Source organism: Pseudomonas taiwanensis DSM 21245 (assembly GCF_000425785.1).
In the GTDB taxonomy this organism is placed as follows: Bacteria; Pseudomonadota; Gammaproteobacteria; order Pseudomonadales; family Pseudomonadaceae; genus Aquipseudomonas; species Aquipseudomonas taiwanensis.
Map to the genome: position 1 here is coordinate 1 of NZ_AUEC01000042.1, position 24,379 is coordinate 24,379.

Genomic DNA, 24,379 nt, shown 5'->3' on the forward strand with positions numbered 1-24,379 from the left:
GGCTGGAACCAGATGCAACGCGCCAAGCGCCAGCGCGAACTGGGTTGCGGTTACACCCTGTACGGCTGGGATGGCGACAACCTCGCCTGGGAAAGCTCGCCGCCGCAGGACGAAGGCGAGATACCTGTACCAACCGGACAGCTTCGTGCCCGTCGCGCAGGCGCTGCGCAAGGTACCGATTCGCCTGTTGCGTCAGCCGGACTGGCGTGGACGAAGCCGTGCTGATCCCCCTGCAGTCGTCACGGTGCTCAATGCCCCGCCATCGTTAACCTGAGCGTAACGATCACGCACCCAGCTTGATTGATCGAGCCGACAGTACCGCCCTAATGTGCCTCCACGACAGCGAACCGTGGAGTCACCCATGACCATAACAACGAATCCACCGCCGCAATGGTCGAGGCGGCGCGCCGAGAAGCAGCGTCGTCTCGATCGGGTCCGGCACCTCGCCGACAGTGTGGTGCTGCCCACCGAGCGGATCGTCGAGGCCCTGGAGTTGCTGATCGCTCCCGGCGACCGGGTCGTGCTCGAAGGCAACAACCAGAAGCAGGCCGACTTTCTCTCGCGCGCCCTGGCCAAGGCCGACCCCGAGCATCTGCATGACCTGCACATGATCATGCCCAGCGTGAGCCGTGCCGAGCACCTTGACCTGTTCGAACGCGGCATCGCCCGCAAGCTCGACTTCTCCTTCGCCGGCCCGCAGAGCCTGCGCATCGGCCAGCTGCTGGAAGACGGCCTGCTGGAAGTCGGCGCCATTCACACCTACATCGAACTGTATTCGCGGCTGCTGGTCGACCTGATCCCCAACGTCACCCTGGTCGCAGGTTTCATGGCCGACCGCGACGGCAACCTGTATACCGGCCCCAGCACCGAGGACACCCCGGCCTTGGTGGAACCGGCAGCCTTCAGCGATGGCATCGTCATCGCCCAGGTCAACCAATTGGTCGAGCGTACCGATGACCTGCCACGGGTGGACATTCCGGCTTCCTGGGTCGATTTCGTGGTCGTTGCCGACAAGCCGTTCTATATCGAGCCGCTGTTCACCCGCGACCCGCGTCACATCAAGCCGGTGCATGTGCTGATGGCGATGATGGCCGTCCGTGGCATCTACGAAAAGCACCAGGTCCAGTCGCTCAACCATGGCATTGGCTTCAATACCGCCGCGATCGAACTGATCCTGCCAACCTACGGCGAGTCCCTGGGCCTCAAAGGCAAGATCTGCCGCAACTGGACCCTCAACCCGCACCCAACCCTGATCCCGGCCATCGAGACCGGCTGGGTCGAAAGCGTGCACTGCTTCGGTACCGAGCTGGGCATGGAGGACTACATCGCTCAGCGCCCTGACGTGTTCTTCACCGGCCGCGATGGCTCGCTGCGTTCCAATCGCATGATGTGCCAGCTGGCAGGGCAATACGCAGTGGACCTGTTCATCGGCGCCACCTTGCAGGTCGATGGCGATGGCCATTCCTCGACCGTCACCCGTGGCCGCCTGGCAGGTTTCGGCGGTGCGCCGAACATGGGGCACGACCCCAGGGGACGGCGCCATGCTACTCCGGCCTGGCTTGACATGACCGTGCCGCAAACCCTGCTCGAGCGTGGTCGCAAACTGGTGGTGCAGATGGTCGAGACCTATCAGGAGGGCGGTAAACCCACCTTCGTCGAGACGCTCGACGCGGTCGAGGTCGCGAAGAAAACCGGCATGCCCCTGGCCCCCGTAATGATCTACGGCGACGACGTCACCCACCTGTTGACCGAAGAGGGCATCGCCTACCTGTACAAGGCACGCAGCCTTGAACAACGTCAGCAGATGATCGCCGCCGTGGCCGGGGTTACCGCCATCGGCCTGCGTCACGACCCGAAAGTCACCCTGCGGCTGCGCCAGCAAGGCCTGGTGGCTTTGCCCGAAGACCTGGGCATTCGACGCACCGACGCCGGCCGCGAACTGCTCGCCGCGCGCAGCATCGCCGATCTGGTGGAGTGGTCCGGAGGTTTGTACAACCCGCCTGCGCGTTTCAGGAGTTGGTGATGGAAACCTTGAATCCCCAATCGGATTGGCCATCGCGCCGCCCCCTGAGCCTTGAGCCTCCTGCAGGAGCGAGCTTGCCCGCGATGAGGCCCGAACGGTCATCGGCCATCACCTTGCCCGAGCACCTCGCCGACCTCGCTGTGGCTGCCTTGATCGACGAGGCCGACCTGTCGCCCAAGCCTGGGTTGGTGGACCGCCGCAGCAGCGGCGCTCACAACGACATGACCCTGAGCTTGATGCATGCTTCGGCAATGGCGCTGTGGCCTTGTCTGCGACAGATGGCCGAGGCTGCCCAGGATCATGGGTATATCGACCAGCCACTGCGCGGCGCGCTCGGTCGCATCGGCCGTGAAGGCGAAGCCGCCATGCTGAGTGTCACGGCCGGGGTGAATACCCATCGAGGCGCAATCTGGGCGCTTGGCCTGCTGGTTGCGGCCTGCGCCCTGGACCCTGGCGCAGGCGCCCAGGTAGTGGCCGCCCGCGCAGGGCGTATTGCGCTGCTCGACGACCCGGCCGCCATCGCCCCGGACAGCCACGGCAACCAGGTACGCCGTCGCTACGGCGCCAGTGGGGCGCGTGAGCAAGCTCAGCAAGGCTTCCCAGCCGTCATCGAGCATGGCCTGCCGCAACTGCTGCGAAGCCGCGCCGCCGGAGCCAGCGAAACCCATGCCCGTCTGGACGCCTTGCTGGCGATCATGGCCGCACTGAGCGATACCTGCGTCCTCTGGCGCGCTGGGCCACAGGGTCTGGCCGCGGTCCAGCAGGGTGCCCGCGCCGTGCTCGATGCTGGGGGCAGCGCCACCCTCGGCGGGCGCCGGCAACTGCGTCAGCTGGAGATGCAACTGCTGCAACTGAATGCCTCACCGGGCGGTGCCGCCGACTTGTTGGCCGCTTGCCTGTTCCTCGACTTTGCCGGGAGCCTGTGACATGCAAACCCTTACGTTTCAATTTCCCGCCGCCGGACCGGGGCGTGGCCGCACCCTGGTGGGGTGCGTCAGCTCCGGGGACCTGGAGGTACTGATCGAGCCCGGCACCGCCGGCCGCCTCGATATTCAGGTGGTAACTTCGGTCGACGGCAGCGACGCCCGCTGGACGCAACTGTTTCAGCGCTTGTTCGAAGGCCGCACATTGCCGGCGGTGAAGATCGACATCCACGATTTCGGCGCCACTCCAGGAGTGGTGCGACTGCGCCTGGAGCAAGGTTTCGAGGAGATTGCCCATGACTGACATCGACCGCCTGCTGCGCAGCCGCAGCTTCGTCGAACTCGGCGCACGCCAACGCGCCCGCGCCTTGTTCGATCCTGGCACCTTTCGCGAACTGCTTGGCCCGTTCGACCGACTCATGTCGCCTTGGCTACCGCGTCAGGGCATCGTGCCCCAGGCCGACGATGGCGTGGTGATCGGCAAAGGCCGTTTGAAAGGCACACGTGCAGTGATCGCGGCCATCGAGGGCGGCTTCCAGGGTGGCAGCATGGGCGAAGTAGGAGGTGCCAAGATCGCTGGGGCGCTGGAGTTGGCCATCGAGGATAACCGCAAGGGTATTCCCACGTGCGCGGTGTTGTTGCTGGAAACCGGTGGTGTGCGCCTACAGGAAGCCAACCTGGGCCTTGCTGCCATTGCCGAGATTCAGTCCGCCATCGTCGAGTTGCGCGCCCATCAACCTGTGGTAGGCCTGATCGCAGGCTCGGTCGGCTGTTTCGGCGGCATGTCCATCGCCGCTGGCTTGTGCAGCCACTTGCTGGTCACCCGCGAGGCCCGGTTGGGGCTCAACGGCCCCCAAGTAATCGAACAGGAAGCCGGTATCGAGGAATACGACGCCAAGGACCGTCCTTTCATCTGGAGCCTGACCGGCGGTGAACAGCGTCATGCTTGCGGGTTGGTCGACGCCTACGTTGCCGATGATGTCGACCGTATCCGCCAGCGACTGGTGCAGTTGCTCGACAGTCCCTCTGCCAATCGGGTCGCTCGCCATGCCTGGTTCCTCGATCGCCTGGCAAGCCTCGGTGATGACTGCCCGCAATTGGACGCCGCTGCCGTGCGAACTCTCTATCAAGGAGCAATCTCATGAACCGTGCCTTGAACTGGCTGCCCGGCCTGGCCGGAGGTGAGGCTCTGCCTGGTTACCCGGCGTCGATACAGGTGATCGATGGTGAGCTGGATAATCGTCTGGCGCGCTTCATCGCGGTGGTGCCAGATGCCAGCAACCCCTTTCCCCGCGCGCGCTCGGGGGAGGTTGGGCTACTCGAAGGCTGGGGCTTGGCCAAGGCGGTGAGCGAAGCTGTGGAAGCCGATCGCTCGGGTGAAAAACGTGCCATCGTCGCCGTCATTGACGTACCGAGCCAGGCCTACGGCCGACGGGAGGAGGCGTTGGGCATACATCAGGCCTTGGCCGCCGCGGTGCACGCCTATGCCCAGGCGCGCCTGGCCGGCCACCCGGTGATAGGCCTGCTGGTCGGCAAGGCCATGTCTGGCGCGTTCCTGGCCCACGGCTACCAGGCGCAGCGCCTGATTGCTCTGGAGGATGACGGCGTCATGGTTCATGCCATGGGCAAGGCCGCCGCGGCGCGCATCACCCTGCGCAGCGTCGAGGCACTGGAGGTGCTGGCCGCCGAAGTTCCGCCAATGGCCTACGACCTGGCCAGCTATGGGTCGCTTGGCTTGTTGTGGCGGCGGCTGTCGGTCGACAACGCCCGGACCCCGAGCGTCAGGGACCTGGCTCAGGTGCGCGCCTGCCTGGCTGATGCCGTGCGCGATATTGGCAGCTCCACGTCGCTTGCATCACGCCTGCTGGGTGAAAACCGCCGTGCTTCGCGCGAAGTTCGCGAACAGTTGCGTCGCCAGTGGCAGGAGGCCTGAGATGGGCGTCCCATACCCCCACGACCTGCTCTGGGGCATGACCCCGCAGAACCTGCCTGATGCAGCGCCGGCCTGGGCGCATCAGGTATTGGCAGGTGGCGAGCCCGTGGTGGTCCGTCGGGCCTGCAGTCCACCCGGCTGGGTGGCGGTGGGGCTTCGTGGGCACGGACGCGAGCAGCGCCTGGGCGTGCAGATGCCTCTGGCCAAAGTCCAGCGGCGGTTGAGCCCGCAAGCGCTGCGCTGGCAGGGCGATAGCCCCTGGCCGGCACTGCAGGCCCTGGCTTCGGTGGCTCCGGTGCTCGATAGCACAGGCTTGGAATGGGGGCCGACCGGAAGCGTGGGGTACCAGATCGCCACCGCTCGCAATGTGCTGCACCTGGCCAGCGATCTGGATCTGCTGCTGCGCACACCGCAGCCGGTAGCACGGGCAAAGGCGCGGGAACTGCTGGCCATTCTGGACTGCGCTCCCTGCCGTATCGACCTGCAACTGGACACCCCAAATGGCGCCATCGCCCTGCGCGACTGGGCGGGGATGGCACGGCGGGTTCTGCTCAAGTCGGCCAATGGCGCCCGCCTGGTGACAGACCCCTGGAACGCCTTGGAGTGTGCGGCGTGAGCAGTCTGTTCGCATTTCCCGGCCAGGGCGTTCAGCAGCCAGGCATGCTGCATCGTTTGCCCGAGGGTTCCGGGCGGCTGCTCGAAGAGGCCAGCGATACCTTGGGCGAACAGGTGCTGGACCTGGACAGTGAAGCAGCCCTGCACTCCACCCGTGCCGTGCAGTTGTGCCTGCTGCTGGTCGGCGTCGCGTGGGCACGTTGGCTGATGCAGCGCGGCCCAGCCCCGGATTACGTGGCGGGGCTGTCGATCGGGGCCTATCCCGCCGCAGTGACCGCCGACGCGCTGGATTGGCGTGATGCCGTGCGCTTGGTAAGCCTGCGTGGCGAGTTGATGCAACGCGCCTATCCGCAAGGGTACGGCATGATCGCCATCAGTGGCCTGGACCTGGCCTGTGTCGAGCGTCTGCTGGCGCAGGTGGGGGGCGAGGTGTTTCTGGCCAACCTCAACAGCGACAACCAGATCGTCATCGCCGGCCGAGACACTGCGCTGGATGAAGTCGCCGCTCGCGTTCGCCGCCAAGGCCAGGGCGTCGCTCGTCGCCTGGCTGTCAGCGTGCCGTCCCATTGCGCCTTGCTCGACGAACCCGCGCGGACGTTGGCCGAAGCCTTTGCCGATGTGCCATTGCGCCGTCCACGTATCACCTACCTGAGCAGCACCAGCGGCCGGCCGATCTTCGACCCAGAGCGCCTGCGCGACGACCTGGCAGGCAACATGGCGCGGCTGGTGAACTGGCGTGCTACGTTGCGCAACGCATATGAGCGCGGTGTGCGCCTGCACCTGGAACTGCCGCCAGGCAGCGTATTAAGCGGCCTGGCGCGTCCTGTATTCGAACAGGGCAGGGTGCTGGCAGTCGAGTCGACCCGGCCCGATACCATGGACGTCTTGTTGCGTCAGGAGGTGGCCAACGACCGATGATGTCCCTGGGCTAGCTGTCTCCTTCAGCCGCGGTAGCCGTCGGCTTGCCGGCGATGAGGCTGGCACGGGCAGCGCAACAAAAGCGTTATCGAAGAACAACAACAAGCAACTTCGACACAAGCTGAGGACAACGACAATGATTATCTATGGTGTGGCTCTGCTGGCGGTATGCACGCTGGCCGGCGTTATCGTCGGCGACTTCCTGGGCGTGCTGCTTGGGGTCAAATCCAATGTGGGCGGGGTTGGCATCGCCATGATCCTGCTGATCTGCGCGAGGCTGTACATGCACCGCCACGGCGGCATGAGCAAGGAATGCGAATTCGGCGTTGGGTTCTGGGGCGCGATGTATATCCCGGTGGTGGTGGCCATGGCGGCCCAACAGAACGTGGTCACGGCCCTGCATGGTGGGCCTGCCGCACTGCTGGCGGCGGTCGGTGCCGTGCTGGTTTGCGGCTTGACGATCGCCCTGATCAGCCGCAGCCATCGCGGCGAACCCTTGCCCGCGCTGAATGCGGACCCCGCAACCCAGACGCAGGTCGTCCCTGCGGGAGGTCGTTGATCATGTGGCCGATCATTGACAATGCCCTGGAGCACAACGGCCTGATCACCGCGTTCGCGGTGGTGGGTGGGATCATGTGGTTGTCGGTACTGCTGTCGAAATACCTGACCTTCGGCCGGGTGCACGGATCGGCCATCGCCATCGTCATTGGCCTGGCACTGGCCTGGGTCGGCGGCACCGTGACCGGCGGGCAGAAAGGCTTGGCCGATATGGCGCTGTTCTCGGGCATCGGCCTGATGGGAGGGGCCATGCTGCGTGACTTCGCGATTGTCGCCACAGCGTTCGAGGTGCAGGCCACCGAAGCACGCAAGGCGGGGATGATCGGTGCAGTATCGCTGCTGCTGGGAACGGTGCTGCCGTTCATGGTCGGGGCGGCGGTTGCTTATGCCTTCGGTTATCGCGATGCGGTGAGCATGACCACCATCGGAGCCGGCGCAGTGACCTATATCGTCGGGCCGGTCACTGGCGCCGCGCTGGGGGCGAGTTCGGACGTGGTCGCGCTGTCGATTGCCACCGGTTTGATCAAGGCGATCTTGGTAATGGTGTTCACTCCGGTCTCTGCGCGCTTGCTGGCCCTGGACAACCCACGTTCGGCCATGGTGTTCGGCGGGCTGGCGGGAACAGTCTCGGGTGTAACAGCGGGCCTTGCGGCGACGGATCGACGGTTGGTGCCCTATGGCGCTCTGACGGCGACCTTCCATACCGGGCTGGGGTGTTTGATGGGACCTTCGATACTGTACTTCTGTGTGCGTGGGCTGGTGGGCTAGGCGTCTGCGTTGCGGTGCAGCCTATCGCCAGCAAGCCGGCGCCTGCAGGTTCAATCGGTAGGCGTCGGCTTGACGGCAATGAAACTCGCTCAGTTTTCCCGGCTATACATCCGGCATTCAGCCAACAACGCCAACAGGTTCGGCTCTCGCTCCCGGGCCTTGAGAAACACCACGCCAATGTGCTGTTGCAAGCGGTAGCGCGGTTGCAGCGGTAGCAGCCGCACGCGGTTCTCGTACACTGCGGCGATGCGCCCCGGTAGCAGGGCATAACCCACGCCCGAGCTGACCATGCTCAGCAGTGTGAAGATATCGTTCACCTGCATCGCTACCTTTGGCTCGAAGCCGGCCTGTTGGAACACCCGCGCGCCATCACGGTGGGTGGCGAAGCCCTGGGTCAGGGTTATGAAGGTAGAATCGGCCAGGTCCGCCAAGTCCACCTCGGCCTGTGCCGCAAACGACGAATCGGTGGGCACGGCAAGGAAGATATCGTCCGAGAACAGCGGCAACTGTTCGCAGGTCGGGTCATCGACGCTGTCGTCCAGCGACACCAGAATCGCATCCAGTTCGTGGTTTTTCAGGCGCTGTAGCAGGTCGATGTTCGAGCCAAGGGTCAGGTCGATATTCAGTTCGCTGCGCCGCAGCTTCAGGCCCATCACCAGCTTGGGCACGGTCTTGACCGTCAGCGAGTACAGCGCACCCAGCCGAAAGCGCTCGGCATAGAAGCCTGCCGCTTCCCGGGTCTGCCGCACCATTTGCTCAGCATCCTGAATCAGCTGGCGGGCTTTCTTCTCCAGCACATAGGCGCTTTCCAGCGGAATCAGCTGACGGCCTTCGTGCTTGAACAGCGGGCAGCGCAGGGCGCTTTCCAGGGAGTGGATCGCCCGGTGCACGCTCACCGCGCTGGTCGACAACTCAGCGGCGGCACGGCCGAGGTTGCCGCTGCGCATGAAGGCGAGAAAAGTCTCGAGCTTCTTGAGGGTCAGTTCTTCGTCGATGAGCATGGAATGGCTCGCAGTCGAGGGAGACTGATCTTGCCACAAGCGCAGTGGATTTAGGTCAGCTCAAGCTTGCAGCGCCTGGCCCTCGGGCGGTTGTCTCTGCACCCGCGACTTGATGCGTGGAATCAGCGCTTGGCCGTACTCTACGGCATCGCGAAGCTGATCGAAGCCACGGAACAGGAAGGTGGTAACACCCAGCTCGTAGTAGGCCAGTGCTGCCTCGGCGACCTGATCGGCAGTGCCAACCAGCGAGGTGGAGTTGCCAGCTCCGCCGCCCAGCGCAGCGATCTCGGTCCACAAGCGGGTGTCGTGAACCTTGCGTTGGCTGGCCAATTGCACCAGGCGCTCCGAGCCGACGTTGCTCTTGCCGACGTTTTTATCGCGGCGGTTGCCCTGGCGCAAGCCGATGCGGTGCTGAGCGTCGGCGAGGATGCGTTCGGCCCGTGCCCAGGCCTCTGCCTCGGTGGCACCAAGGATCGGCCGTAGCGACAGGCTGAAGCGGATCTTCTGTTCGCGGCCATAGCGTGCCGCGGCCTTGCGCACCTTGCCGATGCGCTCGCGTACTTGCTCCAGCGGTTCGCCCCACATCATGTAGACATCGGCATGCTTGGCCGCCACCTCCACCGCCGCGTCAGAGGCACCGGAGAAGTAGACAGGCAGCTTGGCCACCGGCTTGACCAGGGTCAAGTTGTCCTCGACCCGGTAGTGTTCACCGTGGTGGTCGAAAGGTTCGGTGCGGGTCCAGGTCTTGCGCATCACCTCCAGGTACTCGTCGGTGCGGGCGTAACGTGCATCCTTGTCGAGGAAGTCGCCGTCGCGTTGCAGATCACCGCTATCGCCGCCGGTGATGATGTTGATCGAGGCGCGGCCACGGCTGAGCTGGTCGAGGGTGGCGAGCTGTCGAGCGGCGAACGTCGGCGCTTGGAACCCGGGGCGGTGCGCCACCAGCAGGCCGATGCGCTCGGTTAGCGCCGCCACATAGCTGGCCAGAATCAGCGAGTCCGGCTCGCTGGTGTTGACTGCCAGCAACGCTTTGTCGAAACCGCCGTATTCCTGGGCGTGGGAAAAGGCCCTGATGAATTCGAGGTCGACCAGCGGGCCACGCGGCGCCTGCGATTCGCTGCCTTCCTGGGGGCCGATGAGGCCGATGAATTCGAGACTCATGAATCAGAACTCTCTGTCGTGGTGGGCTCAGGCCGCCGCGTCTGTCCGGTCGAGGCGAGCCAGGCGGCCGGGAAGTGGGTGGTTGTCGGCCTCCGCCAGGAAAGGGGTCGGTCTGCAGTGAACTTAGCGGTTGTGGGGTGAGGTTGTGAAAGGCTTTGTGGTTCTATTCTAATTATGTTTATGATTCATAAAAAATATAGATATAAATGCATTATTGTAATTTTTTGCGATGGGCTTGGGTGCCGATCCAGAACGCCGCCGACGTGCAGTCGATGAGGCCGATCCAATCAGCGCTGGTAATCAAGCCCCTCCCGGTCCAGTTGCCGAATCAGTGCATCCCAGTGCCGCTTGATGCCCTCACCCTGCCCATCGGAAAACCGCTTGGATTGCTCATGGACCTTGGCGATCGCTGCCGGCGATGCATGCAACAACTGATCATGGCCGCCAACTTGCGCCGCCACTTGGATGTTGCAGGCGCGCTCCAGCCCATGCAGTTCGCGAAAGGCATGCTCGACACTGATGCCGCCCGTCAGCAGGCCGTGATTGCGCAGAATCAGGATATTGCCGGTGCCCAGGTTGGCCACCAGTCGTTGTTGCTCGTCAAGGTCCAGCGCGACGCCTTCATAGTCGTGGTAGGCCACCCGGCTGTAGTAAGCCAGGGCATGTTGCGAGATCGGCAGCAGACCCTTGCGCTGGGCCGACACGGCGGCACCGTCACGGGTATGGGTATGCAGCACCGCCTTGAGGTCGGGGCGGGCACGATGGATAGCGCTGTGAATCACGTAGCCGGCCTGGTTGATGCCCAGGCCCAGTGGGTCGTCGATGATCGTGCCGTCGACATCCACCTTCACCAGGTTCGAGGCGGTGATTTCGTCGAACAACAGGCCAAACGCGTTGATCAGGAAGTGTTCATCCGGCCCAGGCACGCGGGCCGAAAAATGTGTGTAGATATGGTCGGTCCAGCGGAACAGTGCCGCCAGCCGGTAGGCCGCGGCGAGCTTGACTCGCACCTCCCATTCTTCGGCGCCGACCCGCTGGCGCACGCCGCTTTCGTTGGGGGATACCGCAGACAATGAACTCATGATGCTCTCCAGAAGTCAGGAACGGTAGCCGCGCTGGGTGTCCACCCGCGCAGCGGGGCTTGCTTGGGGGAACGGGCACAGTTGTCGAGGAAGGCGTCCTGCAGGGCGAGGTAGCCTTCTTCGAAAATCACCGAGGCGTGAGGCGACAGGTACACCCGCCGATGGCGATAGAGCGGATGTCCGACAGGAAGTGGCTCCGGGCGGTGACCTTGAGGCTGGGCCGAGCGATCAGGCCCCATCGCATCGGCCGGCTCGTCCAGTTGCAATTGGCCGGTGATCACCGACTGGCTCTTGCGGCCACCTCCGCCAGCGCAGTGCGCACGGTCTGGCCGAGCACCATATCGTCTTGCGGGGCGTGGACGGGGGTGACTCATGGGGCATTCATCCATCCCTGGAACACGTTAGGTTTCAAAGAACGTATTCGTAGGAGCGGATGCTGTAAAAGTCTTTTTGGTTCTATGCTAATTATTTGTTTTGAGAATAAAATAATTTCTTATTTATGCGGTATGTGCATTTAGCGATGGTGCCGGCGCGGATCGGCTCGCCCCTCGCAAGCCCACTCTCACAAGGGCCGGCGATAGGAGCGTGCGAGCTCACTCCGCTTTCAATCGATTGCCCGCGATTTCCCCGAACAACTCAACCGGCTCTTGCAGATTCCCCAGGTATCGGGGGTGGAACAACCACAAGTCGACCTGCGGCTTGAAGTCGGACACATTGACCACCTCCAGTGCATCGCGATGGCGGCTGCCCTCCAGCAGCGGTTCTGGCACAAGGCCCAGTCCTTGGCCTGTGGCGACCAGGCCCAGTTGCAACTCGGTACCGAAGGTCTCCAGGTTGATCGTCAGGCTCAGGCCCTGTTCGCTCAGTGCCCGCTGCAACCCGGCGCGAAAGCCGCAACCATCGGGGTTGAGTACCCAGCCGCGGGTGTAGCAGTCCTTGAGCTTGAAGCTACGTTTGCTGGCACTCCCCTTGGCAGCCACTACTCGCAACGGCATTCGTGCAACCGACTGGCTGGCGATGCCCTCCGGGAAAATCTTGCCCGGCGGGAACAGCGCCGCAGCGGCGTCGAGTTCGCCATTTTCCATACGGGCGATCAGGCTGCTGCCCCAACCGCTGGTGACTTGGGTACGCAGTTGCGGATAGGTTTCGCGCAACTGCGCCAGGGCATCGAGCAATATCACATCGCCCAGTGTCTGTGGCACGCCAAGTCGCAGGGTGCCGGACGGTGCACCGTCGTTGGCCACCAATTCGCGCAGCGAGTCGATCTCGCGCAGGATGGCCTTGCACTGCTCGTATACCCGCAGTCCCATGGGTGTCGGTCTGAGCGGTTTGGTGTTGCGGTCGAGGAGGGTGGCGCCCAGGTCTTGCTCGAAGTTCTGCACCCGGCGCGTGATGGCCGGCTGGGTCAGTTGCAGGGCCTCGGCGGCAAGGTTGGTCGACTGGCAACGGATGACCGCCACGAAGGCGTCCATGTCATCGATTTTCATATTCGGCGCTCACATATTGAAACGTGGGGACATGCCTACAGAGCATAATCCCCGTGACGCCGATTGTCACAGCGAGTTGGGCTGCCAGGCCGTTCCGCCTCAGCCGTGGGCGAAGCCCAGCAAGGTTTCACCCTCCATCCGATACCGGACCCACTCATCCTGGGCCTCTGCGCCCAACGATTTGTAGAACCCGATGGCGGGCTCGTTCCAGTCCAGCACGCTCCACTCCAGGCGCCCACACTGGTTTGCCACCGCCTCACGGGCAATGTGCCGCAGCAGTTGCCGTCCTGCGCCATCGCCGCGTTGCTCGGGGGTGATGTACAGGTCTTCCAGGTAGATGCCGTTGCGCCCCAGCCAGGTCGAGTAACTGTAGAAATACACGGCAAAGCCGATGGCCCGGCCGTCTCGCTCGCAGATCAGGCTATGCACCGTGCTGCCCTCGTCGAACAGGCTGTGCTCGATGTCGGCTAGGGAGGCGACCACTTCGTGGCGGGCACGTTCGTAGTCGGCGAGCTCGGTGATGAAGGCCAAAATCTGCGCAGCATCGCTACGAACGGCAGGGCGGATGTTGAGGCTCATGGGGCGTCCTTGTGGGTGGAGAACATCGCGGGTCGGTACAGTGATTTGTATCTGTTTAATTTAACCCAACTGTATCGGTTGCAGTCAGGGCGACTCGGCTAGTGTGGCAGCAACGACAATAAATGCGGAATGCCGATCATGCTTGCCTCTGCCGATTTGCTCATGGCCTTCATGTTATTCGCCTTCGTTTCCTCCATCACCCCAGGGCCGAACAACACCATGTTGCTGGCGTCGGGGGTGAACTTCGGCGTGCGTCGGACCATTCCCCACGCCATCGGAATCAGTGTCGGCTTCATGGTGATGGTGCTGGCGGTGGGCTTTGGCCTGGGCGAAGTGTTCAAGGCCTGGCCGCCGCTGTATACCGTGCTGCGTTATACCGGCGCCGTTTACTTGCTTTACCTGGCCTGGAAAATCGCCACCTCCGGACCGGTCGGCAGCTCTTCTTCCGGCGCCCGCAAGCCCCTTGGGTTCTGGGGCGCGGCAGCGTTTCAATGGGTCAATCCCAAGGCCTGGGTAATGGCCGTGGGGGCGATCACCACTTACACACCGGCCCAAGGCTATGTGCTCAATGTCATCGTGATCGCTGCGGTGTTCGCCCTGGTCAACCTGCCCAGCGTCGGGGTCTGGGTGATGTTCGGCAGCGCCTTGCGCAATGTGCTGCAGAACCCGCGCTGGCTGATGCTGTTCAATGTCCTGATGGCCTTGTTGCTGGTGATTTCGCTGTACCCGTTGCTGTTTGTAGAATCGGCGTTTTCCTAGAACGATGAGTAGCGCGCGCCGATGGAGTTGATTCCCTGGTCCCATACCTGCACCGAAGGTTTCACCTTGCGCGGCTGGCGTTCGCCAGCCAGTGGCAAGCCGCTGGTGCATTTTCTCCATGGCAATGGTTTTTGCAGCCTGGCTTACCAGCCACTGTTGATGCGTCTGGCAGAGCATTTCGACTTGTGGCTGAGCGACGTGCAGGGGCATGGAGACAGCGACCACGGCGGTGATTTTCTGGGCTGGAACCGCACGGCGGCACTGGCCTTGGAGGCCTTCGAAGCGGGACGCGGCGAATATGGCGATGTACCTCGATATGCCGTCGGGCATAGCTTCGGTGGCGTGCTCACCGGGCTGATGCTGGCCAGCGACCCGCTGGCCTTCGCGCGAGCCGTTTTGCTTGACCCGGTATTGTTCAGTCGGCGGATGATCGGGGTCATGGGCGCGGCCGCAATGGTTGGCCTGCATCGTCGTCATGCCCTGGCGCGCAAGGCGGCCAGCCGCCGCAGTCACTGGCCGGATCGCGAAGCCGCACTGGCCTCGCTTCAAGGGCGGGGTATCTTCAAGGGGTGGAGCGCCGCAGCGCTGCAGGCCTACGTCGAACACGCTATCGGTGACTGCGGGGAAGGGGTGGTGCTCAAGTGCCGGCCCAGCCGCGAAGTGGAGATATTCAGTTCTTTCCCCACCCGCATGTGGCCCAATCTTGCCCGTATCCAGGTGCCGACCCTGGTGCTGTACGGCGAGCACACCTATCCCTTCGTCCCTCGCTCGGTAAACCGCCTGGCCACGCTCAATGCCAATGTCACCGCGCTACCCGTACCCGGTGGTCACTGCTTCATGCAGGAAGACCCTGTCATGGCGGCGGAACAGGTGCTCTCCTTTCTTCACCAATGAGCGTATTGTCCTGTCAGTGGAACGATCCATGCCATTTGAGCCGTCTTCCGGCGGATTGACATGGTTGTTAAGGTGAGCCCAGCCGAGAGAGGAGACTTCTCATGAAAACGATACTGGGTATCCACCGCAGCCCCCATGCGCACTGGGTGGGGGACGGTTTTCCGGTACGCAGCCTGTTCACCTATGACAACCTGGCCAGCCAGATCAGCCCATTCCTGCTGTTGGACTACGCGGGGCCCCATGACTTCACGCCCACCCATGACCGGCGTGGGGTTGGGCAGCACCCGCACCGGGGCTTCGAGACCGTGACAATCGTCTACCAGGGCGAACTGGAGCACCGTGACTCCACGGGTGCCGGCGGCCTGATCGGCCCAGGCGACGTGCAATGGATGACCGCCGCCAATGGCATCATTCACGAAGAATTCCATTCGCCAGCGTTCGCGCGCCAAGGCGGTACCCTCGAAATGGTGCAACTTTGGGTCAACCTGCCTGCGCGGGACAAGCGCGCCGCTGCGGGCTACCAGACGCTGCTGGCCTCTGACATTCCTGTTGTGCCGTTGGCGCATGAGGGGGGCAGTGTCCGGGTGATTGCCGGTGAGTACGAAGGCCGGCGAGGCCCCGCCCGCACCTTTACCCCGATGGACGTCTGGGACTTGCGCCTGAAAGCCGGTACTTCGCTGCAGTTGCCGGTGGCGCAGGGGCGCACGGCCGCTCTGGTGGTGTTGCGCGGTATGCTGCGCGCCAACGGCGAGCGAGAAGCCGGCCCGGCCAGCCTGGTGCTGTTCGAGCGCGACGGAGAGCATGTGGTGATCGAGGCGCAGCAGGACAGCAGTGTGTTGCTGCTCAGTGGTGAGCCGATCGACGAACCGATAGTGGGCTATGGTCCGTTCGTGATGAACAGTCAGGTCGAGATCGCCGAGTCGTTCGATGACTTCCATGCCGGTCGGTTCGGACAGATGGCCGAGGACCGCGACGGTGCCGCGCACTGACCGCCCGTCGCGAACTGCCAGCATCCAGTCGAACCACCCGGCCCGGATCGCATTCTTCCACTAAGGTGCTTAGGGATATCTGAGCCGATCATTGTTCAGGCACATGGAGTGCCGCTTGGACATGCGCATTATCAATTGGCACCCCACGCGGCAAAGGCGTACTCACACAACAGGCCATCCAGTACAGAGAGGGTCGTACCATGTCGTTGATTGGAGTTTCGATGCTAGAGATGCGGCAGATGATCGAGCAAGCCTGCCTGCCCGATCGTTGCGAGGTAAGCTGCCCGGACGGCGCCACCCTGACAATCCGCCTTGGCCAGGGACAATCGCTCGATGACGGTGTAACGTTGACATCGATCCCGCTGCAGAATCTGAACAGTTGCCGTGACCTGGTGCATCTGGTCAGTCAGTTGCACGCCCTTCGTGACGCACAGCCAACGGTGCTGAAAGCCATTGCCTGACAGTGTCTAGCCCCGGCTGGCCCAAGCTGGCCGGGGGCGATCCCCGCTACTGCAGTTCGAGCAACAGGTTCAGCCCGCCGTCTCCGCACTTTCCATGGTCCCGTACCACTCCACGGTAGTCTCGCCCGTCCCAGATGAAGGCGACGCTATGGGCACGGTCGACTTTATCTGGCAGCGGGGGGCAGATGTGCAGGCGTAACGCGGGGCGGCCCTGGAGCGTGAGGGCGGCCAGTTGGCATTGGCATTCGACGCTCTGGGCCACGGGCCCGAAAAGCGTATCGCGCACATAGTCCAGTTGTAGGCAGGCATTGGGCGAGCGACCGGGCATTTTCATGGGCGTGGCGTCCCCATGGGCGGTCGCTGTCCAGATTGGACGCGGGTCATGACAGGCTCCTCGCAGGTGGCGATTGGTATCTTCGTTTGAAGCGTGTTTTTCGCAGATGTTCAATCGATTTGATGAACATGCGACCGATCGCTAACGGGTGCTGAACTTGAACGACGGTACATACCCTGAGCCAAGCAAGTACGGGCATTTGGACGGTACAAACGCATCGGTCATCAGGTCGTGGGCGCTGTTGTATTCATTGGTCAGCACACCTGTGATACCAAGCAGCGTATGGGGTAGCGAAGAGGTACTGATGGGTTGGTCGGCCCGGTCCTTGAGTTTTGCGAGCCTGAGGTTGAGTGGTGCCGGCAGGTTGTCGGATGCCCAGATGAACGAAGAGACCGGCAGGTCGTATTCATTGCCGATGCCATGACCCAGCAGCTCGCGGTGATCGTCCAGGATATTTTCGCCATGGTCGGACGCGTAGACCAGCAGGGCAGGCCGTCGACGGGCCTGCAGTTGGGTGATGAGGCTGTTCAGCAGCCAGTCGGTGTACAGAATGGTGTTGTCGTAGTCTGCGGTGATCTGGTCTTTCGCACTGCCGCTGGCCGGTTTGAATTGCTTGAAGTTGTCGGGGTAGCGCCGGGCGTAGTCGAAGTGGCTGCCCTTGATGTGGATGAAGATCGCCTGTTTGCGCGTGCCGCCGTCGCGCACTATTTTTTCGTAGGCAGGAAGCAGGGCGCCGTCATGACTGCGTTCGAAATACTGACGGTACTGCGCTTCCGCGGCGATGTGCGGGATGATGCCGCCGAAGCTGTCGACTTCCTGGACCGAAAGCCAGTGGGTGTCGTAGCCCGCTTTTCGGTAGATGCCGACCAGTGATTGGGTCGAGGCAATCATGTCCCAGTTGGAAATGGGCGACAGGCTGAGCATGGCGGGAACGGCCACCGACGTATACGGCGAGGTGGTGCACACGTTGTCCAGCCTGTAGATACCCTTTTGCCGGTCGAGGTTCGGCGTGGTGGGTTTGTGGTAGCCATAGAGTGACCAGTTATGTGGCCGTGACGATTCGCCGATCACGAACACCACTGTTTCGATACTCGCTTCGTCGGCCTGGCTGATGATGTCGATCTTCGCGGTGCGACGTTTGCTGATGTGTTCCTGGGATTGCATGTGCAGGTAGGTGGTCAGGCCGATCTGCGACAGGTAGCCGAACGGCGTGCTCTGGTCCTTTGCGGCAAGGTCCAGGACTGCACTTGTGCCAAGGCTGTTGAGTTTGACTGTCTTGTAGAAGTAGGCGCCGTAACCTAGCAGCAGGGTGCAGGCCGTCAACAAGGCGAGGGCCGGGCTTCTGTAGTAGCGCCGTTTGTACAGCCCGGCCAGTCCCAGGCCGTAGCACAGGGCGAATATGGCCAGCACCGAGACGACCGGCTTCCAGTAGGTGGCTGCGAAATCGCTCGCCTCCTTGTAATTGGTCAGGGCAATGAATACATAGGCAGCAGTCAACCGGGAGTTGAAGTTCAGTACCAGGAACAGGTCGATCGTGGCCAGCAGGTAGAAGGGCAGCAGCAGCGCGTGGACTTTGAACTGATTGGACGAAACGAGCCGCAGCAACACCAGCCAAAGCCCGGAGATGGCAAGGTTATAGAGGGCCAGCAAGTCGATGCTCGCATGCTGCTGGTTGGCAATGCCCCGTATCAACAGGGGGGACAGAAGGTATGCCCACAAGACCAGGGTTGGCCATTGCGATATCAGTGAATGAGGGGTAAGCGGGGGCGTTCGTTCCGAGGTCTGCATGTTTGAATCGTCCTCGTGATAAGCCCAACCACCCCAGCGCGGGTAGCGCCTGAAGAAGGTGTGGCGAGCTACAACGTTCCATGCGCAAGCGTGCAATAGCCAATTGCCGGTAGCTAAGCACCAGCATAGTCAGCCCAACACACTCCCAGCACTCAGTGCCCTGATATTTTGTGTAACCGCCCGATAAGCGGTGGCGTCGCATCAACCTGTGCGTGACTTTTTCTTCCGCTGCCGGTTTATTTGGCGGCAGTTTGAGGCTAGCTTCCTCGAGTCGCTGTCCCAGTTGTCCTGCTCGCGCCGCCGTGCTCCTGGGGCAGACCACGCTCCTTACTTAACCAACAGACATCGCTCCCTATGCCCGAAGGCTTCCCGAACCTGCCATCGTTGAACGCCCTACGGGTGTTCGAAGTGGTTGCGCGCCATCTGAACTTTCGCCTGGCGGCCGAGGAACTGGGTGTTACCCAGGCTGCGGTGGCCCAGCAGATTCGCGGGCTGGAAGCCAGCCTGGAGATTCGTCTGTTCGAGCGCTTGCCGCGAGGGCTAGGCATGACCGATGCCGGGCGCTCCTACGCCAGCCGCGTGCGCAGCGCCTTGTCCATGATCGACGAGGCGACCCGTCTGCTCAGGCCGCAGCCGCTTCACCTCACGGTCAGCGTCACCCCCTCCTTTGCCTCGAAGTGGCTGATCCCAAGGTTGGGTGCCTTCGCCGAGGACTACCCGGATATCGACCTGCGCGTACTGGCCACGGACAAGCTCTCGCACTTCAGCACGGATAGTGTCGATTTGGCGGTGCGCTATGGCCAGCCCCCGTTCGGGCCAGGGCTGAATACCGAGTTGCTGATGGACCAGCGGATCGTGGCGGTGGCCAGCCCACGGTTGCTGGCCAGCAAGGGGGCCCCCGACAGCTTCGAGGCATTGCAGGACTTCGTGATGCTGCATGATGCGCATGATTTCTGGCCAGAATTTACCGGTGCGTTGTTTGCGCAGCACGCCCAGGGCACGGCGAAAAACGTGCGGTTCAACCAGACGTCGCTGGCCATCGAAGCTGCCATCAACGGCCAGGGCATTGCCTTGGCCAGCCAGATGTTCGTTCAAGGAGACATCGATGCCGGACGACTGGAGCAAGTGTTTGCCCAGCAGTTGCGGCTCGATAAGGCGTTCTATCTGGTCTGGCCACGCAAGGCTGGTACACCGCCAGGTTTGGCGGTAGTCAAGGATTGGCTGTTGCGTCAGGCTCATCTGTAGACAGTAGTTTTGCTACTGCCAGCACCAACTTCGGCTGCCTCCCTCACCGGCGACTCTGCTGCTAGTGTGATGACATCAATTCACACGATGTCCATCCAGAGGAGGCAACATGTCCATAGAAAAAGTAGCGATCATCACGGCAGGCGGCAGTGGTATGGGCGCGGCAGCTGCGCGGCGTCTGGCAGCGGATGGCTTCAAGGTCGGCATCCTCTCATCGTCGGGCAAAGGTGAGGCGTTGGCCAACGCACTGGGAGGCGTCGGCGTGACCGGTAGCAATCAGTCGAATGAGGATCTCCAGCGCCTGGTCGATGCCGTGGCGGAAAAATGGGGCCGTGTCGACGTGCTGGTCAACAGCGCAGGTCACGGCCCGCGCGCGCCGATCCTGGAAATCTCCGACGCCGACTGGCACCTGGGTATGGACACCTATCTGCTCAACGCCATCCGTCCGTCCCGCCTGGTCACGCCTATCATGCAGCGCCAGGGCGGTGGAGTGATCATCAATATTTCGACGGCCTGGGCATTCGAGCCCAGCGACATGTTCCCCACTTCGGCGGTGTTCCGCGCAGGTCTGGCCGCGTTCACCAAGATTTTCGCCGATACCTACGCCGGCGATAACATCCGCATGAACAATGTCTTGCCAGGCTGGATCGACAGTCTGCCCGCCACCGAGCAGCGCCGCGACAGCGTACCGCTCAAGCGCTACGGTACCTGCGAGGAAATTGCAGCGACCATTGCCTTCCTGGCCGGGGAGGGTGCCGCTTACATCACCGGGCAGAACATCAAGGTCGATGGCGGTATCACTCGCCATCTCTGACAGGAGCACGCGCCCACGGCATCGGCCCTGTTGTGCGATTGGATGGTTCATCGGGTAGCCGCTCGTGGCTTTTACCTGTGATGCAAAAAGCGGCCTGGCAGCTGGCCGTCGATGGTCCAGACTGTCTGATGCGAGCGGCTTGCGATGCCATCGCTGCCATTGAACCATGGCAGCGATGGCATTCATGTCTGGCCGTCGAATGCCAACCGTGCCGAGGGTCGTACATGGACGAGCGTGGTCCTTGCCTGGCGATTCTGCTGGTCTGCGTCCTGGCGGTGCTACCAAAGACGGCACTGGCGGCGCGAGACTGCCATTATCTCACTGCAACAGGTAATCCCGAGTATCCGCCTTACCTGTGGCGTGACCCGGACAATCCACGGCAGCTGATCGGCGCCAATGCCGACCTGCTCCTGCACCTGGGCAGAAGCCTGGGCCTGGAGGTACAGGTGTTGTATACCGGGCCCTGGTCCCGGGCGCAGGAGGAAGTACGCACTGGCCGTATCGACCTCATGGCGGGCTACTTCCTGACCCAGGCGCGGCAACAGGTGATGGATTTCGTGATGCCGGCGTTCCTGCATACGCCCAGCGTGGTCTGGGTGCGCCAGGACAGCGTCTTTGCCTATCAGGGGTGGGCTGACCTGCAAGGACTCAAGGGCGGGACCTTGGTCAGCAACAGCCATGGCCAGCAGTTCGACGACTACGCCAAGGCACACCTGAACCTCGAAGCGGTGCCCAGCGCCAGGCAAGCCTTCGAGAAACTGCTGCACAAGCGCAACGACTATGTGGTCTACGAGCAATACCCCGGCATGGCGCTGGCGCGTACGCTGGGCATGGACCCGCTACTGAAGGTGTTGGAGCCACCGGTGGCCAGCGAGGGGCTGTATCTGGCGCTGTCACATCAATCGCCGTGCAACCAGCCTCTGCTTCGGCAACAGCTGGCGCAGAAAATGAAAGCGATCGTCGATGGGTCGCTGCCGGCGCAATGGCTTGAGCAAAACCTCGAGCGCTGGAAAAAACAGCAGAAGAACGCGGCGCAACCCTGAAGGAGGCTGGCCCACGATGGCCAGCACCGCGGCCCCTTCTGACCCTAACCGAGCAAATCAGTCGGGGTATCGACATCCCGCAAGACGCCGGAATCTTCCACGTCCACCCTGCGCCAGGCATGCCGGTTGTCCAGAATGACCTGCCGACCACCCTGGTCACCCTGCACGCATTCAAGCGCCGGCCAGAACGCCCGCCCGAACAGCACCGGATGGCCGCGCTCGTCCTGGTGGAACGGCATCACGATATGCGTTTCGCTGGCCTCGGCGCGCAGGCGTCGCAGTGTGTGCGCTGTTACCCAAGGCATGTCCCCAAGCATGATCGCCACCGCCTGGGCCCGCGACGCCTGCAGCGCTTGGATGCCGGCGGCCAGGCTGGCTGACAGGCCGTTTTCGGCGTGCGCGGCGTAGACGAGCTTCGCGTCTGGCCCGATGCCCAGTCGCTGTGGCTCATCCCCCGGGCGCACCACCACCAACACTTCGTCGAAGTGCTCAAGCGCTTGCCTGAGTGTCTCGGCCAGCAGTGTCTGGCCCGAGGGCAGGGCGGCGACGCGTTTGTCGCTGCCAAAGCGCGTTGCCCGCCCAGCCGCTAGTACCAGTGCTGCGCAGGTCGCCAGGCCCGCCGTCACGCGCCCTCCTCTTGGGCGTACTTGGCCTGGCTGACATCGAGGGTACCAGGCAGTACCACGCCATTCTTGGCCGCGAGCAACTCGGCCATGACGCTGACGGCGATTTCGGCCGGGGTCTTGCTGCCGATGTAGATGCCGATGGGGCCGTGCAGGCGCTGCAGCGAGGTTTCGCTCTCGCCGAAGTGTTCGATCAAACGCGCGCGGCGCAGCTCATTGTTGCGCCGCGATCCGATAACGCCGATATAGAACGCCGGGCCTCGCAGGGCTTCGAGCAGGGCCAGGTCGTCGAGCTTGGGGTCGTGGCTCAGGCCAACGATGGCGGTACGCATGTCGGCGGCGTAGGCGCGCACCACGTCATCCGGCATGCCGACGAGCTTCTCGACACCGGCAACGTTCCAGCCATCCATGTACTCCGGGCGCGGGTCACAGACCGACACCTTGAAGCCATTGAATAAAGCCATGGTCGCCAGGTATTCGGCCAGCACACCAGCGCCTATCAGCAGCAGGCGGTAGCCTGGCCCCAAGGTATTGACCATGCGTTGGCCGTCGAAGCTGAACGGGACCGGCGTATCGGTAACGTTCAGCCGAGCCTCGCCAGTGCCAACTTCCAGCGTGCGCTGTACCAGGTTGCCGGCGTCGAGCTGGACCAAAAGTTGATCCAGGCTGCGCCATGCTGGGTTGGCCTCCAGGATCAGTTCCAAGGTGCCGCCACACGGCAGGCCGAAGCGATGAGCTTCATCGGCGCTGACGCCGTAGCGCAGCACTTGCGGGCTTCGTTGCGCAATTCCGCTGCCGCCATAGGCGGTGGTGTGGCGATGAATGAGGTCGTCCTCGATACAGCCACCGGAAACGCTGCCAACCACTCGACCGTCGTTGCGCAGGGCCATCATCGAGCCGACGGGCCTGGGCGACGAGCCCCAGGTCCGAGCCACCGTGGCAAGCAGCACGGACTCGCCGGCTTGCAGCCAGTCTCGGGCGGTGCGTAGGACCAGCAGGTCGATACTTTCCATCGGTCAATCCTGTTCAACGCATATGCAGAATGATCGGGCTGCTACTGGCTGGGTCGGTGTGCCCGCGCAGCTTGGCCACTGCCGGGGCATCGACCGCGCCGCCATGGTTGCCCCAGGTGGTGCGGATATAGCTCAATACTTCGGCAATCTCCTGGTCGGATAGCTGTTCGCGGAACGCCGGCATGCGATAGGCATCCGGCAGCCCGGCCGTGACCACCCGCTGCGAGCCATTGAGGGTGATATTGATTGCCGATGCTTGCTCCTTGGCCAGCGCCGACGTGGCGCCAGCCAGCGGTGGCATCCACTCTTTCTGGCCTTTGCCGTCCAGGCCATGGCAGGCGGCGCAGCGGGTAATGTAGGTGTGCGCGCCTGGCGTGTCCGGCTGGGCGTCGGCAGCGACGGCCTGGTACTGCCACGGCGTGCCGTCACGTTGCGGGTCGCCAGGCAACGACGCCAGGTAATGGGCGATCGCTGCCAGGTCCTGGTCATTCATGAACTGGGTGGAGTTGTTGAAGGCCTCGGTCATCGAGCCGAACACAACCGTGTGTTGGTTGCGACCGGTCTTGAGGAACTGCACGATGTCGGCCTCGCTCCAGCGCCCCAGGCCAGTGTTCGGGTCAGCACGCAGGCTTGGCGCATACCAGCCATCGAGCAGGGCGCCGGACAGGAACGTGTCGCCAGCCTCGTCCAGGGCTTTTTCGTTGAACGCCAGGCCCCGTGGGGTGTGGCAACTGCCGCAATGGCCCGGACCCTGGACGATGTAGGCGCCGCGGTTCCACTGGGCATCCTGTGCGGGTTTTTCCGCATAGGGCATGTCGGGGGCGAACAGCCCGTTCCACAGCGCAATCGGCCAACGCAGGTTCAGCGGCCAGGGAATCTCGCCAGGGAGGTTGGGCTGGTTGGCCGGTTGCACGCCTTTCATGAAGAAGGCGTACAGCGCACGCACATCGTCGTCACTGAGCTTGGCGTAGGAGGGGTAGGGCATGGCCGGGTAGAGCCTGCGTCCACCCGGCGCGACCCCGTGGCGCACGGCGCGGTCGAAGTCGGCAAGGCTGTAGTTGCCGATGCCGGTAGCGCGGTCGGGGGTGATGTTGGTGGCATGGATGGCACCCAGCGGGGTGGCCATTTCCAGTCCGCCTGCGAAGGGAGCCTGCCCAGGCAAGCTGTGGCAGGCCACGCAGTCGCTGAGCCTGGCCACGTACTCGCCGCGGCTGATCAGCGACGGTTCATGTTGGGTGATGGGCTGGTTCTGGAACGGCGAGGCGGGCTCGCGGCTGACATACCAGGCCAGCAGGCCCGCCGCCACGAGGCAGGGCAGCGCGAGCCAGCCTGCGGTGCTTGCGAAACGGCTTTGGGTCATGGGCAATC

Annotated in this window: 27 protein-coding genes and 1 pseudogene; 17 read left to right on the forward strand and 11 right to left on the reverse strand. The window is 63.1% G+C overall.

The window, feature by feature from the left end; all coding sequences use genetic code 11:
• From H620_RS27110 to madM, 10 genes and pseudogenes are all read left to right on the forward strand, one after another.
• A pseudogene (locus tag H620_RS27110) lies at positions 1–214 on the forward strand (hypothetical protein); the annotation flags it as partial.
• A gap of 147 nt (positions 215–361) precedes the next feature.
• On the forward strand, positions 362–2,023 hold the full coding sequence (gene mdcA / locus H620_RS0117695; RefSeq protein WP_023380288.1) for a malonate decarboxylase subunit alpha: 1,662 nt from the start codon (positions 362–364) through the stop codon (positions 2,021–2,023).
• A gap of 83 nt (positions 2,024–2,106) precedes the next feature.
• Complete coding sequence (locus tag H620_RS0117700) at positions 2,107–2,949, forward strand: triphosphoribosyl-dephospho-CoA synthase (RefSeq protein ID WP_244880967.1); 843 nt, start codon at positions 2,107–2,109, stop codon at positions 2,947–2,949.
• A gap of 1 nt (position 2,950) precedes the next feature.
• Positions 2,951–3,250 carry a malonate decarboxylase subunit delta gene (locus H620_RS0117705; RefSeq protein WP_023380290.1) on the forward strand — a complete coding sequence of 100 codons (300 nt, stop codon included), beginning with the start codon at positions 2,951–2,953 and terminating at the stop codon, positions 3,248–3,250.
• A complete protein-coding gene (locus H620_RS0117710; protein WP_023380291.1) occupies positions 3,243–4,091 on the forward strand; it encodes a biotin-independent malonate decarboxylase subunit beta in 849 nt (282 codons plus the stop codon). Before H620_RS0117705 ends, H620_RS0117710 begins: the two co-directional genes overlap by 8 nt.
• On the forward strand, positions 4,088–4,879 hold the full coding sequence (mdcE, locus tag H620_RS0117715) for a biotin-independent malonate decarboxylase subunit gamma (protein WP_027907784.1): 792 nt from the start codon (positions 4,088–4,090) through the stop codon (positions 4,877–4,879). Before H620_RS0117710 ends, mdcE begins: the two co-directional genes overlap by 4 nt.
• A 1-nt stretch (position 4,880) precedes the next feature.
• On the forward strand, positions 4,881–5,495 hold the full coding sequence (locus H620_RS0117720) for a malonate decarboxylase holo-ACP synthase (protein WP_027907785.1): 615 nt from the start codon (positions 4,881–4,883) through the stop codon (positions 5,493–5,495).
• Complete coding sequence (gene mdcH, locus H620_RS0117725) at positions 5,492–6,412, forward strand: malonate decarboxylase subunit epsilon (protein ID WP_027907786.1); 921 nt, start codon at positions 5,492–5,494, stop codon at positions 6,410–6,412. The genes H620_RS0117720 and mdcH overlap by 4 nt, the downstream gene beginning before the upstream one ends.
• Positions 6,413–6,548: 136 nt before the next feature.
• Positions 6,549–6,971 carry a malonate transporter subunit MadL gene (madL, locus tag H620_RS0117730; RefSeq protein WP_023380295.1) on the forward strand — a complete coding sequence of 141 codons (423 nt, stop codon included), beginning with the start codon at positions 6,549–6,551 and terminating at the stop codon, positions 6,969–6,971.
• Positions 6,972–6,973: 2 nt separating this feature from the next.
• The gene (gene madM / locus H620_RS0117735) at positions 6,974–7,738 is read left to right on the forward strand and encodes a malonate transporter subunit MadM (protein ID WP_027907787.1); all 765 of its coding nucleotides are present in this window, start codon (positions 6,974–6,976) and stop codon (positions 7,736–7,738) included.
• 89 nt (positions 7,739–7,827) lie between these two features.
• Here madM and H620_RS0117740 read toward each other — a convergent pair whose 3' ends face one another.
• From H620_RS0117740 to H620_RS0117765, 6 genes are all read right to left on the reverse strand, one after another.
• A complete protein-coding gene (locus H620_RS0117740) occupies positions 7,828–8,739 on the reverse strand; it encodes a LysR family transcriptional regulator (RefSeq protein ID WP_027907788.1) in 912 nt (303 codons plus the stop codon).
• A gap of 60 nt (positions 8,740–8,799) precedes the next feature.
• The gene (locus H620_RS0117745; protein ID WP_027907789.1) at positions 8,800–9,900 is read right to left on the reverse strand and encodes an LLM class flavin-dependent oxidoreductase; all 1,101 of its coding nucleotides are present in this window, start codon (positions 9,898–9,900) and stop codon (positions 8,800–8,802) included.
• Between the two features lie 287 nt (positions 9,901–10,187).
• Positions 10,188–10,982 carry a class II aldolase/adducin family protein gene (locus H620_RS0117750; protein ID WP_023380299.1) on the reverse strand — a complete coding sequence of 265 codons (795 nt, stop codon included), beginning with the start codon at positions 10,980–10,982 and terminating at the stop codon, positions 10,188–10,190.
• On the reverse strand, positions 10,979–11,356 hold the full coding sequence (locus H620_RS27475; protein ID WP_238346520.1) for a hypothetical protein: 378 nt from the start codon (positions 11,354–11,356) through the stop codon (positions 10,979–10,981). The genes H620_RS0117750 and H620_RS27475 overlap by 4 nt, the downstream gene beginning before the upstream one ends.
• A gap of 219 nt (positions 11,357–11,575) precedes the next feature.
• The gene (locus H620_RS0117760) at positions 11,576–12,469 is read right to left on the reverse strand and encodes a LysR family transcriptional regulator (protein ID WP_023380301.1); all 894 of its coding nucleotides are present in this window, start codon (positions 12,467–12,469) and stop codon (positions 11,576–11,578) included.
• A 99-nt stretch (positions 12,470–12,568) separates the two neighbouring features.
• On the reverse strand, positions 12,569–13,048 hold the full coding sequence (locus H620_RS0117765; protein ID WP_023380302.1) for a GNAT family N-acetyltransferase: 480 nt from the start codon (positions 13,046–13,048) through the stop codon (positions 12,569–12,571).
• A gap of 129 nt (positions 13,049–13,177) precedes the next feature.
• On the opposite strand from H620_RS0117765, the gene H620_RS0117770 reads away from it, so the two are divergent.
• From H620_RS0117770 to H620_RS0117785, 4 genes are all read left to right on the forward strand, one after another.
• Entirely contained in the window at positions 13,178–13,807 is a 630-nt protein-coding gene (locus H620_RS0117770; protein ID WP_023380303.1) for a LysE family translocator, read from the forward strand.
• A 21-nt stretch (positions 13,808–13,828) separates the two neighbouring features.
• Positions 13,829–14,701 carry an alpha/beta fold hydrolase gene (locus H620_RS0117775; RefSeq protein ID WP_023380304.1) on the forward strand — a complete coding sequence of 291 codons (873 nt, stop codon included), beginning with the start codon at positions 13,829–13,831 and terminating at the stop codon, positions 14,699–14,701.
• Positions 14,702–14,802: 101 nt separating this feature from the next.
• Positions 14,803–15,690: a pirin family protein gene (locus H620_RS0117780; RefSeq protein WP_027907791.1), complete on the forward strand. Its 888-nt coding sequence runs from the start codon at positions 14,803–14,805 to the stop codon at positions 15,688–15,690.
• Positions 15,691–15,890: 200 nt separating this feature from the next.
• Positions 15,891–16,151: a DUF1652 domain-containing protein gene (locus H620_RS0117785; protein WP_027907792.1), complete on the forward strand. Its 261-nt coding sequence runs from the start codon at positions 15,891–15,893 to the stop codon at positions 16,149–16,151.
• 46 nt (positions 16,152–16,197) lie between these two features.
• On the opposite strand, the gene H620_RS0117790 is transcribed toward H620_RS0117785, so the two are convergent.
• Entirely contained in the window at positions 16,198–16,485 is a 288-nt protein-coding gene (locus H620_RS0117790; RefSeq protein ID WP_023380307.1) for a hypothetical protein, read from the reverse strand.
• A 141-nt stretch (positions 16,486–16,626) separates the two neighbouring features.
• A complete protein-coding gene (locus H620_RS0117795; protein ID WP_244880968.1) occupies positions 16,627–18,204 on the reverse strand; it encodes a phosphoethanolamine transferase in 1,578 nt (525 codons plus the stop codon).
• Positions 18,205–18,627: 423 nt separating this feature from the next.
• Here H620_RS0117795 and H620_RS0117800 point away from each other — a divergent pair, with 423 nt between their 5' ends.
• The 3 genes from H620_RS0117800 to H620_RS0117810 all read left to right on the forward strand — a co-directional run bounded on the left by H620_RS0117800 (position 18,628) and on the right by H620_RS0117810 (position 21,375).
• Positions 18,628–19,518: a LysR substrate-binding domain-containing protein gene (locus tag H620_RS0117800; RefSeq protein WP_023380309.1), complete on the forward strand. Its 891-nt coding sequence runs from the start codon at positions 18,628–18,630 to the stop codon at positions 19,516–19,518.
• A gap of 109 nt (positions 19,519–19,627) precedes the next feature.
• Positions 19,628–20,332 (forward strand): SDR family oxidoreductase, encoded by a 705-nt coding sequence (locus tag H620_RS0117805; RefSeq protein ID WP_023380310.1) that lies wholly within the window; start codon positions 19,628–19,630, stop codon positions 20,330–20,332.
• A 224-nt stretch (positions 20,333–20,556) separates the two neighbouring features.
• Positions 20,557–21,375, forward strand: coding sequence for a substrate-binding periplasmic protein (locus tag H620_RS0117810; RefSeq protein WP_027907794.1), 819 nt, complete (start codon positions 20,557–20,559; stop codon positions 21,373–21,375).
• A gap of 44 nt (positions 21,376–21,419) precedes the next feature.
• On the opposite strand, the gene H620_RS0117815 is transcribed toward H620_RS0117810, so the two are convergent.
• The 3 genes from H620_RS0117815 to H620_RS0117825 are packed head-to-tail and all read right to left on the reverse strand — an operon-like array spanning position 21,420 to position 24,371.
• Positions 21,420–22,001 (reverse strand): nucleotidyltransferase family protein, encoded by a 582-nt coding sequence (locus H620_RS0117815; protein ID WP_027907795.1) that lies wholly within the window; start codon positions 21,999–22,001, stop codon positions 21,420–21,422.
• Positions 21,998–23,011 (reverse strand): XdhC family protein, encoded by a 1,014-nt coding sequence (locus H620_RS0117820; RefSeq protein WP_023380313.1) that lies wholly within the window; start codon positions 23,009–23,011, stop codon positions 21,998–22,000. The genes H620_RS0117815 and H620_RS0117820 overlap by 4 nt, the downstream gene beginning before the upstream one ends.
• A gap of 13 nt (positions 23,012–23,024) precedes the next feature.
• Positions 23,025–24,371 carry a c-type cytochrome gene (locus H620_RS0117825; RefSeq protein ID WP_023380314.1) on the reverse strand — a complete coding sequence of 449 codons (1,347 nt, stop codon included), beginning with the start codon at positions 24,369–24,371 and terminating at the stop codon, positions 23,025–23,027.
• Positions 24,372–24,379 lie beyond the last annotated feature (8 nt).